The organism is Shinella granuli, from assembly GCF_004341885.1.
Lineage (GTDB): Bacteria > Pseudomonadota > Alphaproteobacteria > Rhizobiales > Rhizobiaceae > Shinella > Shinella granuli.
On sequence record NZ_SLVX01000008.1, the window covers coordinates 170,606 to 185,831 of the forward strand.

The window sequence follows — 15,226 nt, forward strand, 5'->3', positions numbered from 1 at the left end:
CTCACTCCATTCCAACGATGCGGCCGATGCCGACGATCCGCCCGACGATCCCGTAGAGCGCGAGGATGCAGGCCAGAAGCAGGACGCCGAGCGCGGCGGACATGCCCCAGTTGATCGTGGTGTTGGCATAGAAGGCCACGAAGTAGCTCAGCATCTGGTCCGACGCGCCGCCGACGAGGGTGGGCGTGACATAGTAACCGGCGGAGATGATGAAGGTCAGCAGACATCCCGCGCCGACGCCCGGCAGGGTGAGCGGCAGATAGACCCTCAGAAACGTCGTCACGGGTCCCGCGCCGAGCGATGCGGAGGCTTTGACATAGGACGGCGAGATGCCCTTCATGACGCTGACCAGCGGCAGCACCATGAACGGCAGCAGGATATGCACCATCGCGATGTAGAGGCCGGTCCGGTTGAACACGAGTTCGAGCGGCGCATCCGTGATGTTCAGCGCCTGAAGCAGGCGGTTCACCACCCCCTCCTTCTGCAGGATGACGATCCAGGCGCTCGTCCTCACCAAGAGCGACGTCCAGAAGGGCAGGAGCACGCAGGCCAGCATGATCGCCGAGAAACGCCCGCCGATGGCGACGATGGCATTGGCGACCGGATAGGCAACGAAGAGGCAGATCACCGTGACCAGCGCACTGATCGTCAAGGTCCGCATCAGCGTCGAGAGGAACAGCCGCTCCTCCGGCGGCGCCATCTGCACGCCGCCGTTCTCCCCGGGGCGCAGGTCGACGGCCGAGAGCAGGTAGAAGGCCGTCAGCGGCGCGCCGTTGCGCTGGATGACCCGCCAGTAGGCCGGCTTGTCCCAGTTCCCGTCGATGGCGAGCAACTGCGCCCTGGCGGGTTCCACCAGCGCCTTGCGGACCGTTCGCACCGTCTTGGCAAGAAGGCTGCGGAACCCGGTGATCTCGTAGTTCAGCCGGCGGCCCGCCTCCGCCAGGACCTTGGGATCGGCGGCCGCCCGGATGTCGGCGGCCAGCGCCTCGAAGGCCGCCTCGGGCGGCGTGTCGGCCCCGTCCCAGCCCTCCAGCGAGGCGAGCGTCATCGGCAATGCATTGCGGACCTCGGGATTGTTGATGGCATGGAACAGCATCGTGCCGAGCGGCAGCACGAAGGCAAACACGATGAAGGCGACGAGAGGGCCGATCAGGACGAGGCTGACGATCGTCTGCCGCCGCCTGTCGGCGCGAAAGCCGGTGGCAAGGGCGGAAACCCGCCCCTGCTGGCCGTCGGCCGCGCCAGCGCGCGGCCGCAGGAGGACATCCGACGTCATTGCGCGCGCCATGTCGCAAATCTCGCCTCAAGCGCCTCGCCGTGATCGGCCCAGAACTCCGTGTCGAGCGCCACGGCCGCGGCCATGTTCGCCTCGGTGGTCGGAAGGTCCTTCGCGATCTCCGGCTTGACGCCCCTGATGGCCGCAAGGTTGGTGACGCCGTAGGCGATATGTTGCGGGAAGGCCGCCTGGGCGCTCTCGGTCGAGGCGAAGGCGATGAACTTCTCCGCATTCTCCCGGTTGGGCGAGCCCTTCACGATGCCCCAGTAATCGATGCCGAAGACCTGCCCGTCCCAGATGAGGGCGAAGTCCTTGCCGGAGGCGTTGGCTGCAGCGACGCGGCCGTTGAAGGTCGCCGTGGCGACGACGTCGCCGGCGGCAAGGCGCTCGACGGATTCCGCCCCCGTCGTCCACCAGAGGATCGACGACTTGATCTCGTCGAGCTTGGCGAAGGCGCGGTCCTGGCCCTCGTCCGTGGCAAGCACGTCATAGACCTCGTCCTTGGCAACGCCGTCCGCGAGGAGCGCGATTTCGAGCGTCATCTTGGCCGTCTGGCGGAACCCGCGCTTGCCGGGCCATTTCTCGACATTCCACAGGTCGGCCCAGGTCTTCGGCCCATCCGCGAGCTTCGCCTTGTCGTAGCTCGGCACCATGGACCAGACGAAGGCGCCGACGCCGCAATCACTGTAGGCTTCGGGAATGAAATCCTCCCGCTTGCCGATCCTGCTCCAGTCGAGTTCCTCGAAAAGGCCCTCGGCGCAGCCCGACAGGAGGGTGTTCTGCTCCACCTGCATGACATCCCAGGAAACGCTGCCGCTGTCGACCATGGCGCGCACCTTGGCCATCTGCCCGGAATAGGAATCTTCCGTCAGCACCACGCCGGACGCCGCCGCGAAGGGCTCGAAGAAGGCCTTGCGCTCGGCATCCTGCAGCACGCCGCCGGCCCCGACGACGGTCAATCTGCCGGCATCGGCAAAGGCGGCGGGCGCACCCGCCAGGACGGCGAGCATGCCCAGCCCGCCGAAGAACCTACGATACGTCATGACATCCTCCCTTATTGCGCGACCCAGCGGTTGAAGCGCTGCTGCAGTTCCTCTTCGTGATCCACCCAGAACGGCGTGCTAACGGCAAGCGCACCCGCCATGTTCTCCTCGGCCGTCGGAAGCTGCGGCTTGATGTCGGCGGCGATGCTGTCCATCGCCCTGGCGTTGGTCACGCCGTAGACCATCTTCTCGGCGAAGGCCTTCTGCGGCTCGGGGCTCGTCATGAAGTTGACGATGTCGAAGGCCTGGTCCCTGTTGCCGCCCTTCGGAATGGCCCAGAAGTCCATCGCATAGAGCTGGTTGGTCCAGGACATCCTGAAATGCCGGCCCTGCTGGTTGGCGGCGATGACGCGCCCGTTATAGGCCGAGGTCATGGTCACCTCGCCGGAGGCCAGCCACTCCATCGGCTGCGCGCCGCTTTCCCACCACTGGATGCTCGGCTTGATCGCGTCGAGCTTGGCGAAGGCGCGGTCCTGCCCTTCCCTGGTCGCCAGGATGTCGTAGAGCTCCTCGGGCTTTGCGCCGTCGGCGAGCAGGGCAATTTCGAGCGTCATGCGCGCCTGCTTGCGCAGCCCGCGTTTTCCCGGCCACTTGTCGAGGTTCCAGAAATCCGCCCAGGAGGTGACGCCGCTCGTCTTGTCGCCGTCATAGGCGAGGATCTTCGACCAGACGAAGGCGCCGACGCCGCAATCGGACTTGGCAGGCGCGATGATGTCGGCGCTGTTCGGCAGGCTGGCCCAGTCGAAGGGCTCCAGCAGGCCCTGGTCGCAGGCGAGGATCATCTCGTTCTCGTCCATCTGCACGACATCCCAGGTCGTCGTGCCGGTCTCGACCATGGCCTTCACCTTGGCGATGCCGCCCGTATAGGATTCCTCCAGAAGCGGCGTGCCGGCCTTGTCCTGGTAGGGCTTGAAGAGCGTTTCGCGCATCACGTCCTGCGTCGCGCCGCCGAAGCCGACGACGGTCAGGTCGCGCGCGAGCGCCGGAGACGAAACGACGAGTGCGGCGCTCGCCATCATTGCAAAAAACCGAGTTCTCATGGGTTCCCCTTTTGTGTTCGAGAGCAGGTTGGAAGATCAGGCCGCGACGGAACGGGCGAGGCCCGCCATGGTCGTGTCGATGAGTTCGAGCGTGTCGTCGAGGACGGCGCGATCGTGGCTCAGCGAGAGGTAGAGGCGCTTGAGCTGGAGCGGCTGGAAGACCTGCCGGCCGGCGATCAGCGCGCGGCGGAAGCGCATGTCGAGATCGTTGTCGTTGCGCAGGAGGTCCGTGTAGTCGCGGAACGCGCCGTCGAAGAAATAGACGAGCCAGACCGAGCCGAAGCCGGCGGCCTGCGCCTTCAGGCCGTGCCGCGCGATGATGCCGTCGATCTCGCCGCGCAGATACGCGCCGAGCTCGAACAGCCGCTCGTAGACGCCCGGTCTGGCAAGCTCCCCGATCGTCGCCTTGACGGCCGCCATCGAGGCGGGCGTGCCGTTGAAGGTGCCGCCCATGAAGACGGCGCCCTCGCCCGTGCGGCCCACCCGCTCCATGATCTCGCGCCGGCCGGCGAGGATGCCGATCGGATATCCGCTCGTCGCGGCCTTGCCGAAGGTGGCAAGATCGGGCGTGACGCCGACGATCGACTGGTAGCCGCCGAGCGCGTGGCGGAAACCGGTGATCACCTCGTCGAAGATGAGGACGACACCGTGCTCGGAGGTGATGCGGCGCAGGTCGGCGAGGAACTGCTTCTCGGCAATGACCGCGCCCATATTGTGCGCGATCGGCTCGACGATGATCGCCGCGACCTCGCCGGGGTTTTTGCGGATGTAATCCTCGACGGCACCGGCGTCGTTGTAGGGCAGGATGGCGGTGTGGCGGGCGGCATCGAACAGCATGCCGTCGGACATCGGGTCGTAGGAGCCGATCATCTGGCGGCTCGACTGGCCGTTCATTGCGACATAATCGTGCCAGCCGTGATAGCCGCCCTGGAACTTGATGATCTGCTTGCGCCCCGTATGGGCGCGGGCGAGACGCAGGGCATGGTAGGTCGCCTCCGATCCGCTGCTGCAGAACGCCACCTGTTCGGCGCAGGGGATCGCGTTCACCAGCAGCTCGGCCACCTCGACCTCCAGCTCCAGCACGCCGGCGCCGATCAGGTCGAGGTTTTCGGCCGTCTCGGCGATCGCGGCGGCGACGGCAGGCGGGCGGTGGCCGAGGACATTGGCGCCGAAGGCGCAGTGATAGTCGGTGTAGCGGTTGCCATCCGCATCGTAGAGATAGGCCCCCTCGGCCCGGGCGAAGGCGATCGGCGCGCCGAGGCGCCGGCTGGGGCTCAACAGGCCGCCCGGTATGACGGCTTCGGCGCGCGCGGCGATCGTTTCGTTGTTCGTCGACATCGGCATTCTCCTTACGCAAGGCTTTCGAGCGCCACGGCCCTTATGCCGTCGCCGTCCAGGCGGTAGTGCCTGTAGAGATGGGTGGGGGGCGCGATCAGGCTGTATTCGTCGCGGATGCCGTGCCGGACGAGACGGGCGCCCCGGCCCTTTTCGGCCAGCACTTCCGCAACGGCACCGCCGAGGCCACCGAGAATGGTGTGCTCCTCGACCGTCAGGATGACCTTCGAGCGGGCCGAGGCCTCGATGATCGCCTCCTCGTCGAGCGGCTTGATCGAATGCATGTCGATCAGGCCGACGGAATGGCCGGCGGCGTTCAACTCCTCCATCGCGCGCCTGGCGCCATGCACGGGATAGCCCGCGGCGATGATGGTGATGTCCTTGCCGAGGCCGTGCACGATCGCCTTGCCGAGTTCGAAGGCAACGCCGTTCTCGTAGACGACCGGATCATGGCCGCGGTGGATGCGGAAATAGATCGGAAGCGGATAGTCGACGGTCGCCCTGAGGGCCGCATCGAGCGCCGGCCCGTCCGCCGTCGACACGACGGCGAGGTTGGCGATGCTGCGCATGATGGCGATGTCTTCGGTCGCGTGATGGGAGGTTCCGTAGAAGCCCAGCGAAATGCCGGTATGGTGCCCGATCAGGCGGACCGGCTGCCTGCAATAGGCGACATCCATGCGGATCTGCTCGCAGCACAGCAGCGCCAGGAACGAGGCGAAGGTCGCCACATAGGGAATGACGCCGGTCGTCGCCATGCCGGCGGCGGCCGAGACCATGTTCTGCTCGGAAATGCCGAACTGCACGAAGCGCTCGGGATAGCGCTGGGCGAAGCCGGAAAGGCCGTTGGAATATTGCAGGTCCGCCGTGCCCGCCATGACGGGATGGCCGGCCTCGGCAAGGGCGATGAGCGCATTCGACAGCGTGGGGAGCGAGGGCGCACGGCGGTTGATCTCGCGGTACTGCCACGAGTCCTTGGAAAGCAGTTGGGTCATTGGGAGATCACCATGTTCAGGATCGTTTCGCGGGCCTTCGCCTCGTCTTCCGCGCCGAGATAGCCGAGATGCCAGCCGGGCTCGGTTTCCATGTAGTCGATGCCCTTGCCCTTCACCGTGCGGGCGATGATGCAGCAGGGCTTTGTCCGGGCACGGTCGGCCTTGACCTTGCGCAGCAGCGTCGTCAGCGCCGCAAGATCGTGGCCGTCGACGGTGTGGACCTCCCAGCCGAAGGCGCGCCATTTCTCGTCGAGCGGTTCGATCGCCATGACGTCGTCGACCTTGCCGTCGAGCTGGTAGCCATTGCGATCGACGATGGCGACGAGGTTGGAGAGACCGTGCGCGGCGGCGGACAGGGCGGCTTCCCAGACCTGGCCTTCCTGCATCTCCCCGTCGCCGAGGAGGACGAAGGCATTGAAATCGCGCTTTTGGAAGCGGGCGCCGAGCAGCATGCCGACGCCGTTCGACAGGGCATGGCCGATGGAGCCGGAGCTGAAATCGACGCCGGGGACCTTGGTCATGTCGGGATGGTCGCCGAGCGGGCTGCCGAGCCGCGTATAGCTTTCAAGCCATGCGGGATCGAAGAAGCCGAGATCGGCGAGAATGGGGAAGAGGCCGACGGCCGCATGGCCCTTGCCCATCAGGAAACGGTCCCGGTCGACCCAGGCCGGCTCGCCCCTTCGAAGCCGCATCACATCGTAATAGAGCGCCGCGAAGATCTCCGCGCAGGAGAAGACGGAGGTGTAGTGGCCCACCTTGGCGATCGAGATCAGCCGAAGCGTCTCGAGCCTGACGAAGCGCGCGCGCTCCTCAAGGAAGGCAAGCTGTTCGCCGGACAATAGGTCATCGTTGCGCGCCACCGAAAGGTGGCCGCCTAGGGTCTGTCGCACTGACAAGGATCTGCTCCCGCTGTTTTCTAACTTATAAGTTATAAGATATAGAAAACCGGCCGGCGTGCAACAGTTTTTTGCGCAAGGGGCGCATTGCCCGGCATGTCCGCCGCGACAGCCTTTCGATCATGGGGGTGAGCGTCGCGGCGCGCGCCGCCGCCAGCCGGAAAGGCCGGTCGTGCGGTGCATCGTGGCTATTGCCGCGCATCATGAAGGACGGCGCCGAGCGAGGCCCGGCCGAAGGGGAACGCACCCTCCTGCCCGGCCATGCCGCCAAGGACGGCAAGAGCTTCGCGCTCTCTCAGCCGCGCGCTTTGCGCTTTCGCGTCCTTGATCGCACGCCTCTTCCGATCGCAAAGCGCTGAACGCCATTGCGCGGCATGCTCCGGGGAGTGTTTTAGACGACCGTCCGGCGCCGAAGCCCTGTCGCTCCGGCTGGAAATGCCTCGGCTGGCCCAGGGGCGATCCGTCGCCCGCCGGGATCAGGAGATGATGTCGAAGTCCGAGGCGGTCAAGGCGAGGCCCTTGTCGAGAAGCGCGAACTGGATGGCCTTGCCGCCGCCGCTGCCGTCGGCATCGTACCATACCTTCCCGCTCGCCTTGTCGTAGATGATGCGATCGGAAGCATCATGCGCCTTCGTGCCGATGTAAAAGGCGCCGGAAGCCAAATCGCCGACCTTTCCGACCTTGGTGAAGATCGTTCTATCCAGAAGGATCGTGTCATCCTTCACCGAGAAGTCGTCGATCGTGTCTATGTTGGTGGAGCCGAGTTTCGTGTCGAACACGAAACTGTCCTTCCCGCTGCCGCCGGACAGGAAATCCTTGCCCAGCCCGCCATAAAGCTTGTCATTGCCGCCCTGGCCCCACATGCGATCGTTGCCGTTGCCGCCCGACATGTGGTCATTGCTCTTGTCGTCGGCCTGCGCTTCGCCCGCGATGGACCAGGTCTGCGGCTTCATCGTCTTGCCCGTCGTTCCGTCCCAGGTGAGCGTCAGGGCCTTGCCGAACCAGTCTCCGCGCGGCTTGGCTTCAGAGCCGCCATACATGAGGTCGTTGCCGTTGCCGCCGCTCATCGTGTCGCGACCATACCCGCCATACATGAGGTCATTGCCGTCCTGGCCATAGAGACTGTCATCGTCCCACTCGCCATGCATGTAGTCGCCGCCGGCCCCGCCATACATCTTGTCGTTGCCGCGCCCGCCCAGCAACTGGTCGGCCCCGTCCTTCGCACCGGGACCGGACGTGCGCACCTCGCCATTGCCCTTCAAGCCGGAAATGTCCGACTTGTCGTAGCCGAAGATGACGTCGTTGCCGTCGAGACCGACCGCGATGTCACGGCCCGGTCCGCAGACGATCAGATCCGCATGTATGCCGGTCCAGATGAAGTCATTGCCGGCGCCGGCCACGACCTCGACGGGCTGGGTCGCACCGGAGACCTTGAAGAGCTCCGGACGGCTCCCGACGCCCTTGAAGCTCAGGCCTGTCTCGGATTCGCCATGGTGCACCGTATCGACCTGATACCTGCCGCGGGTCTCGCTGTAGCTGTAGATTTGGAAGGAAATGACATCGACGCCTTCCGGTATGGTCAGGGTGCCGCTCGTCTTTTCATTGTGCAGGAACTCGATCTTGTAATTCGGTCCGAACTTGTTCAGATAATCGTAGGTATATCCGCCCCAACGGAGCGACAGGCGGACCCCTTCCGAGAAAATATAGGAAACAAGAAGCTTGTCGCCTGCCTTCAATCCCGACGCATCGAGATCAAGCACAAAATAGTCGGCACTGTCATTTCCAAGATATTCGTCGATATTGCCCTTGTATCGGCCGATGACGTCACTTCCGATCTTGAAGACCGGATAGCTTGATCCGTCATAGGTATCGCCCTGCGTGTCTTCGGAATATTGCTGTATGGTCGCCATCTTCCACCCCGTTCCAATGGCATCGCCTGCCGACGACACGCCCCTCTATATTATCGATCTTGCCGAATATCCTGTCAACGCAGCAATAAAATGGAAAAACTTGCTTTTCGCCTTGAGAACAGCCCGTATTGCTGGACTTGGTGCGCGGCCGCCCCGTCCGGTGCCCGGGGCGCAGCGCCCACCCGTCAGGCCGGCGCCTTTATGGTCATGCGGCCATAGGCAACGAGGCTGAAGCCGGTCGCATACATCAACAGGCCGAACAGCGCGGGCGGCACGGCGATCTCCGGCGAATGCATCATCGTGATCGCGAGGACCATGCCGATCGCCGCGTTTCGAATGCTGATCGAAAGGGTCACCGTGACGGCCTCGGCAGCCGAGAGGCCGAGCGCGCGCGACCCCAGCAGACCGAGCGCCACGGCGCAGACGACCAAGGCGACGACGGCCGGTCCCGCGCTGACGAGGATCTCCACCCACCGTTCATACACCGAAATGCCGATGCCGACGATCAGGGCCACCAGCACCAGGAGGCCGAATGCGCCGACCAGTCTTTCGGCGCGCGCGGCGAAGCCGGGGGCCTTCCGCCGGATGCCCATGCCGACGATCACCGGGAACAGGATGATCGCGATCATCACCCCGATCGTGCGCAACACGGGAAGGTAGACGCGGGCATCGCCATCGCTCAGGCGTTCGATCGCGAAATTGGCGAAAAGCGGCAGCGTCACGATCGCGACCAGGCTGCCGACGGCGCTCAACGCGATCGACAAGGCCAGGTCCCCCCTCGCGAGATAGGAAAACAGGCTGGACGTGGTGCCGATCGGGCAGGCGGCGACGACGACGAGGCCGACCGCGATTTCCGGCGGCAGGCCCATGAGCGTGGCGAGCAGCAGGGCCACCAGCGGCATCAGCACGAGCGCGGCGACGATGCCCCAGACGAGGGCCTTCGGCTGCGTAACCACGCGCTGGAAGTCGACGGGCGCGAGCGTCATGCCGATGCCGGCCATGATGATGAACACGGCGATCGGCAGGCCGATGTCGATGAGGGCGGATTGCTCCATGCTGCTCTTCCCAACAGAGGCGTGGTGGTCCCGCCTGGCCGCCTAGCTTTGATGCATCCGCCCTCGGAATGCAACCGGCGTGATGGGCCCCGCCCCCGCCGCCGCCCGGGCGGCAGACGGCGTGCGGCCGCAAAACCCCTTCAGGGCCGCTGGCTGCCCGATATGGCGAGGTATATGGAATAGAGCGAGGCCGTGGCGGTGATGAAGAGGCGGTTGCGCCGGGGGCCGCCGAAGGTGAGGTTGGCGACGGTCTGGGGCACGCGGATCTTGCCGATCAGCGTGCCCGCCGGGTCGAAGCAATGCACCCCGTCGCCGGCGCTGGACCAGAGATTGCCGGAAACATCCGTGCGGATGCCGTCCGGGATGCCGGTGTCGATATGGCAGAAGACGCGGCCGTTCTGAAGGCGGCGGCCATCGGCGACATCGAAGGCGCGGATATGGCGCGGCAGGGCCGGATCGTGGCTGGCGGCGGAATCGGCGACATAGAGCGTGCGCTCGTCCGGCGAGAAGGCAAGGCCGTTGGGCTGGGCGAAATCGCCGATGACGGCCTCGATCGCGCCGGTCTCGGGGTCGAGGCGATAGACGTTGCGCGCCGCCTGCTCCGGTTCGGCCCGGTAGCCCTCGTAATCGGACAGGATGCCGTAGGTCGGATCGGTGAACCAGACGGAGCCGTCCGATCTCACCACGACGTCGTTGGGCGAGTTGAGGCGTTTTCCCGCATGGCTTTCGGCGAGAACCGTGATCGAGCCGTCGATCTCCGTGCGCGTGACGCGGCGCAGACCGTGCTCGCAGGAGACGAGGCGGCCCTGCCGGTCGCGGGTGTTGCCGTTGGCGAAATTGGAGGGCTGGCGGTAGACGGAAACGCCGCCGTCCGGCGTCCAGCGCAGGATGCGCTGGTTGGGAATGTCGCTCCACAGGAGCTGGTTGGCGTCGCTGAACCAGACCGGCCCCTCCGCCCAGCGGCAGCCGGTATGGAGCTCCTCGAGCCGCGCGCTGCCGACGATCAGGTGGAGGAAGCGCGGGTCGTGGATTTCATAGGGGGATTCGGAGGCCATGGCTGGTGTTCCTGGATTACCGGGCGCCGGGTCGGCGGCCGCCCGCAAGCATGATGACGCTGATGATGATGAGGCCGGTCATGATGAGGCGCACGCCCGCGCCGAGACCGTAGGTGTTGAGCATGGAGACGACGAGGAACATGAAGAGCGAGGCGCCCCAGACGCCCGGCACGTTGGAATCCCCGCCCGCCACCGCCGTGCCGCCGATGACCACGACGGCGATCGACATCAGGAGGTATTCCGAGCCCATGTTCAGCGCCGCGCCGCCGGAAAAGCAGGCGAGCAGGTAGCCGGCGAGCGCGGCGAGCACCGCGCAGAAGACATAGGTGACGAAGCGCGCGCCATCGACGGGAATGCCGGCCATCCGCGCCGCCGGCATGCTCTGGCCGATCGCGGAGATCCAGCGGCCGTAAAGCGTCTTTTCGAGGAGCAGCCAGGCGACGAGCGACAGCACGAGGGCGATCAGCGCCACATTGGGCACGCCGAAGGTGCTGGCCGTCGTGAAGTCGGCCAGGAAGGGCGGCGGCTTGATGCGCAGGCCCCGGTTCGTCCAGATCGCCGTCGACTGCACGATGAAGCTCATCGACAGCGTCGCGATGATGGGCGGGATGCGCAGCGTCTTGATGAGGGCGTAGTTGCCGATGCCGACGGCGACGCCGATGAGGATCGCGACGGCAAGGCCCGGCAGGATCATGCCGTTCTCCACATTCATCAGCTTCAGCGCCACCGTGCCGGCGAGCGTCATGGTGGCGGGCACGGAGAGGTCGATATTGCCCGGCCCGAGCGTGATGACGAACATCTGGCCGATGCCGACGATGATGGAGAAGGCGGCGAAGGTGAGCGCGGCCTGCGTGAGGCCGATCGCGCTCGCGCCGCCCGTCACGGAGATCGTCGCGAGCCAGACGATCACGGCGGCGATCCACGACCAGATCCAGCTCTTCTGCGCAAGGTGCCGGAAAAGGGTCATCGCCGCCTCTCCCGGTTCTCGATGCGGTTGAGGACGAGGCGAAGCGCCAGCACGGTGATGAGGATCGCGCCCTGCGCGCCGATCTGCCAGTCGGGCGAGATGCGCAGGAACGAGAGGAACGAGCCGGCAAGCGTCAGCGTCAGCGCGCCGATGACGGCGCCGATCGGCGAGACGCGGCCGCCGATGAACTCCCCGCCGCCGAGAATGACGCCGGCGATCGACAGCAGCGTATAGCGCAGCGCGATATTGGCGTCCGCCGAGGTGGTGAGCCCGACGAGCGCGATGCCGGCGAGCACCGCGAAGAGGCCGGCGAGCCCATAGGCGGCCGCGCGCGCAAGGATCACCGACCAGCCGGCGCGCTCGACGGAGCGCTGGTTGCCGCCGACGCCGCGCATGAGCACGCCGAGCGAGGAGCGCATGACGACAAGATGGGCGATGGCCGCGATGACGATGCTGGCGACGATCGCCATCGGCACGAGCGGCGGCTTCATCGTCATCAGCGCGCGCGCCCAGTCCGGCGCCTGCCCGCCCGGCGCGGGCAGGAGCAGCACGGCGAGACCCGCCCAGACGAAGCTCATGCCGAGCGTGACGACGATCGACGGCAGGTTGCGCAGGTGGATGACGACGCCGAGCAGCGCATAGACGCCGATCGCCCCGAGGAGGATGAGCCCGCCGACGAGCGGCGCGTCGCGCAGGAAGGTCGCGGTCACGCAGGCGACGAAGCTGACGAAGGCGCCCATGGAGAGATCGAGATCGTTGACCGCCATGACCAGCATCTGCGCGATCGTGGCGAGCGCGATCGGAACGGCGAGGTTGAAGAGGAGGTTGAGACCGACATAGCTCATCGCCCGCGGCTGCAGCCAGAAGACGGCGGCGAGCAGGACGGTCAGGGAGAGCGCCGGGATGAGGAGGCGCACGGCGTCGTTGGACATCCTCATGCGGCCGCTCCCTCGAAGGAGGCGGCGAGGATGTTGGCTTCGCCGACGGCATCGCCGGAAAGCTCGGCGACGATCCGGCCCTCGCGAAAGACGTAGACGCGGTCGCAGAGGCAGACCTCCTCCATCTCCGTCGAATACCAGACGAAGGTGCGGCCGGTCGCGGCCTCCTGGCGCACGATCTCGTAGACCTCCTGCTTGGTGCCGACATCGACGCCGCGCATCGGGTCGTCCATCAGCACCACGGGCGCGCGGGTCGCCAGCGCCCGGGCGAACAGCACCTTCTGCTGGTTGCCGCCGGAAAGCGACAGGATGCGGTTGCCCATGTCCGGCGTGCGGATCTCGATGCGCCTCTGCCATTCGGCCCCGCGCGCGTCCTCCTCGCCGGTTCGCACCAGGCCGCTGCGCGTCATGTCACCGAGCGAGGCGATCGAAAGATTGCGCAGGATGCTCCACAGTTCGAACACGCCATTGAGCCGGCGGTCGCCGGCGACGAAGGTGACGGCGGGATCGCGCGCGGGCAGCCAGGCGCCGCTTCCCGCCGCATGCAGCGCCATCAGCATGTCGGTCTGGCCATGGCCCGCCAGCCCCGCGAGCCCGACGATCTCGCCGGCGCGCGCCAGGAACGGCAGGCCGCGCCCGCCCTGCTCAAGGACCACGGGCGCGCCGGTGAGGTCGCGCGCGGCGCGGCGGTGGGCCTCGCCCTTCACCACGCTGCCCATGGCCTCGACGAGGCTGCGCTCGGAAAAATCCGCCGCCGGCCGGCTTGCGACGATGCGGCCGTCCTTCATCACGACGATCCGGTCCGCCGTGGCGAGGATTTCGCCGAGGATATGCGAGATGAAGACGACCGACCCGCCGGCCGCGACGAAGCGGCGGACATGGACGAGCATCTGTTCGGCAAGGCTGGCGTCGAGCGAGGACGTCGGCTCGTCGAGGATGACGAGGCGCGGCGCGACGCCCGCATCGGAAAAGGCCATGGCGATCTCGACCATCTGCCGCTCGGCGATGGAAAGCTCGCCGACCGTGCGATCGCTCTCGATGCCGTGGCCGGGAAAGATCGCGGCAAGGCTCGCCTCGATGACCGCCCGCGCGCGCCGCCGCCAGCCGAAGCCTCCGAGCGGGCGGTGCATCAGCCGGACATTCTCCACGATGGTGAGGTTGGGGCAGAGCGAGAGTTCCTGGAACACGCAGCGCACGCCGCGGGCGCGCGCCGCCGTGATGCCGTAGGCGCGCGCGGGCGCCCCGTCATCGCCCGCAACGCCGCCGGCATGGGGCGTCAGGCCGCCGTTGATGACGCTGACGATCGTCGACTTGCCGGCCCCGTTGTGGCCGACAAGACCGACGCATTCGCCCGGCATGATCGACAGCGTCACGCCGTCGAGCGCCTTGACCGCCCCGAAACTCACCCGGGCCTCGGCGACCGCGATCACCGGTTTCCCCATCTCACCCGTCATTGGCCATCGCTTCTGTGCTGGAAAAGACCGCGCGGCCAGGGCGACCGCGCGGCGCCGGGAGGCCTTACTGGGCGGCTTCGATGACCTTGATGGCGTCGGCCTGCGAATATTCCACATTCGCGACGCCGCCCGCCTGGGTGGTGGCGAGGTTGGCTTCGAGATTGTCCTGGTCGATGCGCAGGAACGGCACGACGAGGTCCTTCTTGACCTCCTTGCCGTCAAGGATCTGCTGGGCGACCCAGAAGGCGAGCGTGGAGACGCCGGGCGCGATGGAGACCGACATGGTCTCGTAGCCGTTCGCGTCCTTCTGTTCCTTCCACCATTTCAGCTCGTCCTCGCGGTTGCCCATGACGATGACGGGCATCGGGCGCTTGGCCGCGGCGATCGCCTGCGCCGCGCCATAGCCGTCGCCGCCCTGTGTGACGACGCCGACGATCTCCGGCAGGCTCGGCAGGATGCCGGCGACGGCCTTCTGCGCGACGTCCTGCGCCCAGTCGCCATGCACGGAGCCGACGACCTTGAACTGCGGGAACTGCTTCACGCCCTCATGGATGCCCGCCGAGATCTCGTCATCGACGAAGACGCCGGCAAGGCCGCGGATTTCGAGCAGGTTGCCGCCCTCCGGCAGCTTCTCGGAGAGATATTCGACCTGGCTGCGGCCCATTTCCTTGAAATCGACGGCGATGCGCCAGGCGCAGGGTTCGGTCACGATGCCGTCGAAGGAGACGACGGTGATGCCGGCGTCGCACGCTTCCTTGACCGCGCCGTTGAGCGCCGTCGGCGAAGCGGCGTTGACGACGATGGCGTCATAGCCCTGCAGGATCATGTTCTGGATCTGCGCGGCCTGCTCGGTCGCCTGGTTCTCGGCCGTCGTGAACGGATCGGCGGCAGCGACCGCGCCGGCCTTCACGGCCTCGCCCGTCACCTTGTCCCAGCTCGTCAGCATGGCCTGACGCCAGGAATTGCCGGCATAGTTGTTGGACAGGGCGATCTTCTTGCCCGACGTGTCGGCAAAGGCGGAAACGGGCACGGCGACGCACACGGCGACGGCCGATGCCAGAAGCATCTTACGAATTCCCATCTGTCTCTCTCCCTCAGGATCCGGTTGGCCGGATCGAAATCGTTATCCGCTGAGCTTCCTCCTCTCAGCCCGGACAGGATGCGGGAGAACGGCAGGCCTGTACAGGCGCGGCTCGGCAAGTCATTTGCGGGATTTGCGCGAGAAGTTGCGGGTTCACGCAAGACGCGGCTATGCTTGTCGGCGC

General features: G+C 66.3%; 14 protein-coding genes. 1 reads left to right on the forward strand and 13 read right to left on the reverse strand.

All coding sequences use genetic code 11. The annotated features are described in order from the left end of the window. Position 1: 1 nt before the first annotated feature. The 6 genes from EV665_RS15190 to EV665_RS15215 are packed head-to-tail and all read right to left on the reverse strand — an operon-like array spanning position 2 to position 6,546. Positions 2 to 1,276: an ABC transporter permease gene (locus EV665_RS15190; protein ID WP_245507723.1), complete on the reverse strand. Its 1,275-nt coding sequence runs from the start codon at positions 1,274 to 1,276 to the stop codon at positions 2 to 4. Beyond that, the gene (locus tag EV665_RS15195; protein WP_133034706.1) at positions 1,273 to 2,319 is read right to left on the reverse strand and encodes an ABC transporter substrate-binding protein; all 1,047 of its coding nucleotides are present in this window, start codon (positions 2,317 to 2,319) and stop codon (positions 1,273 to 1,275) included. The genes EV665_RS15190 and EV665_RS15195 overlap by 4 nt, the downstream gene beginning before the upstream one ends. 11 nt (positions 2,320 to 2,330) lie before the next feature. Continuing rightward, positions 2,331 to 3,359, reverse strand: coding sequence for a polyamine ABC transporter substrate-binding protein (locus EV665_RS15200; protein WP_133034707.1), 1,029 nt, complete (start codon positions 3,357 to 3,359; stop codon positions 2,331 to 2,333). Between the two features lie 36 nt (positions 3,360 to 3,395). Then, on the reverse strand, positions 3,396 to 4,697 hold the full coding sequence (locus tag EV665_RS15205) for an aspartate aminotransferase family protein (RefSeq protein WP_133034708.1): 1,302 nt from the start codon (positions 4,695 to 4,697) through the stop codon (positions 3,396 to 3,398). An 11-nt stretch (positions 4,698 to 4,708) separates the two neighbouring features. Beyond that, the gene (locus EV665_RS15210; protein ID WP_133034709.1) at positions 4,709 to 5,686 is read right to left on the reverse strand and encodes a transketolase family protein; all 978 of its coding nucleotides are present in this window, start codon (positions 5,684 to 5,686) and stop codon (positions 4,709 to 4,711) included. Beyond that, positions 5,683 to 6,546 carry a transketolase gene (locus EV665_RS15215; protein ID WP_133034794.1) on the reverse strand — a complete coding sequence of 288 codons (864 nt, stop codon included), beginning with the start codon at positions 6,544 to 6,546 and terminating at the stop codon, positions 5,683 to 5,685. The genes EV665_RS15210 and EV665_RS15215 overlap by 4 nt, the downstream gene beginning before the upstream one ends. Positions 6,547 to 6,653: 107 nt before the next feature. Between EV665_RS15215 and EV665_RS15220 the strand changes: the two genes are divergently transcribed. Next, the gene (locus EV665_RS15220) at positions 6,654 to 6,941 is read left to right on the forward strand and encodes a hypothetical protein (RefSeq protein WP_133034710.1); all 288 of its coding nucleotides are present in this window, start codon (positions 6,654 to 6,656) and stop codon (positions 6,939 to 6,941) included. 117 nt (positions 6,942 to 7,058) lie between these two features. Here the strand turns inward: EV665_RS15220 and EV665_RS15225 are convergent, their stop codons facing one another. The 7 genes from EV665_RS15225 to EV665_RS15255 all read right to left on the reverse strand — a co-directional run bounded on the left by EV665_RS15225 (position 7,059) and on the right by EV665_RS15255 (position 15,042). Continuing rightward, the gene (locus EV665_RS15225) at positions 7,059 to 8,492 is read right to left on the reverse strand and encodes a calcium-binding protein (RefSeq protein ID WP_133034711.1); all 1,434 of its coding nucleotides are present in this window, start codon (positions 8,490 to 8,492) and stop codon (positions 7,059 to 7,061) included. 185 nt (positions 8,493 to 8,677) lie between these two features. Beyond that, entirely contained in the window at positions 8,678 to 9,547 is an 870-nt protein-coding gene (locus EV665_RS15230; RefSeq protein ID WP_133034712.1) for a bile acid:sodium symporter family protein, read from the reverse strand. 140 nt (positions 9,548 to 9,687) lie between these two features. Beyond that, the gene (locus EV665_RS15235; protein ID WP_133034713.1) at positions 9,688 to 10,602 is read right to left on the reverse strand and encodes an SMP-30/gluconolactonase/LRE family protein; all 915 of its coding nucleotides are present in this window, start codon (positions 10,600 to 10,602) and stop codon (positions 9,688 to 9,690) included. A 16-nt stretch (positions 10,603 to 10,618) separates the two neighbouring features. Next, positions 10,619 to 11,569, reverse strand: coding sequence for an ABC transporter permease (locus tag EV665_RS15240; RefSeq protein WP_133034714.1), 951 nt, complete (start codon positions 11,567 to 11,569; stop codon positions 10,619 to 10,621). Continuing rightward, positions 11,566 to 12,507, reverse strand: coding sequence for an ABC transporter permease (locus tag EV665_RS15245; protein ID WP_133034715.1), 942 nt, complete (start codon positions 12,505 to 12,507; stop codon positions 11,566 to 11,568). Before EV665_RS15245 ends, EV665_RS15240 begins: the two co-directional genes overlap by 4 nt. Beyond that, entirely contained in the window at positions 12,504 to 13,961 is a 1,458-nt protein-coding gene (locus EV665_RS15250; protein ID WP_133034716.1) for a sugar ABC transporter ATP-binding protein, read from the reverse strand. The genes EV665_RS15245 and EV665_RS15250 overlap by 4 nt, the downstream gene beginning before the upstream one ends. A gap of 64 nt (positions 13,962 to 14,025) precedes the next feature. Next, the gene (locus EV665_RS15255) at positions 14,026 to 15,042 is read right to left on the reverse strand and encodes an ABC transporter substrate-binding protein (protein ID WP_133034717.1); all 1,017 of its coding nucleotides are present in this window, start codon (positions 15,040 to 15,042) and stop codon (positions 14,026 to 14,028) included. Positions 15,043 to 15,226: the final 184 nt, after the last annotated feature.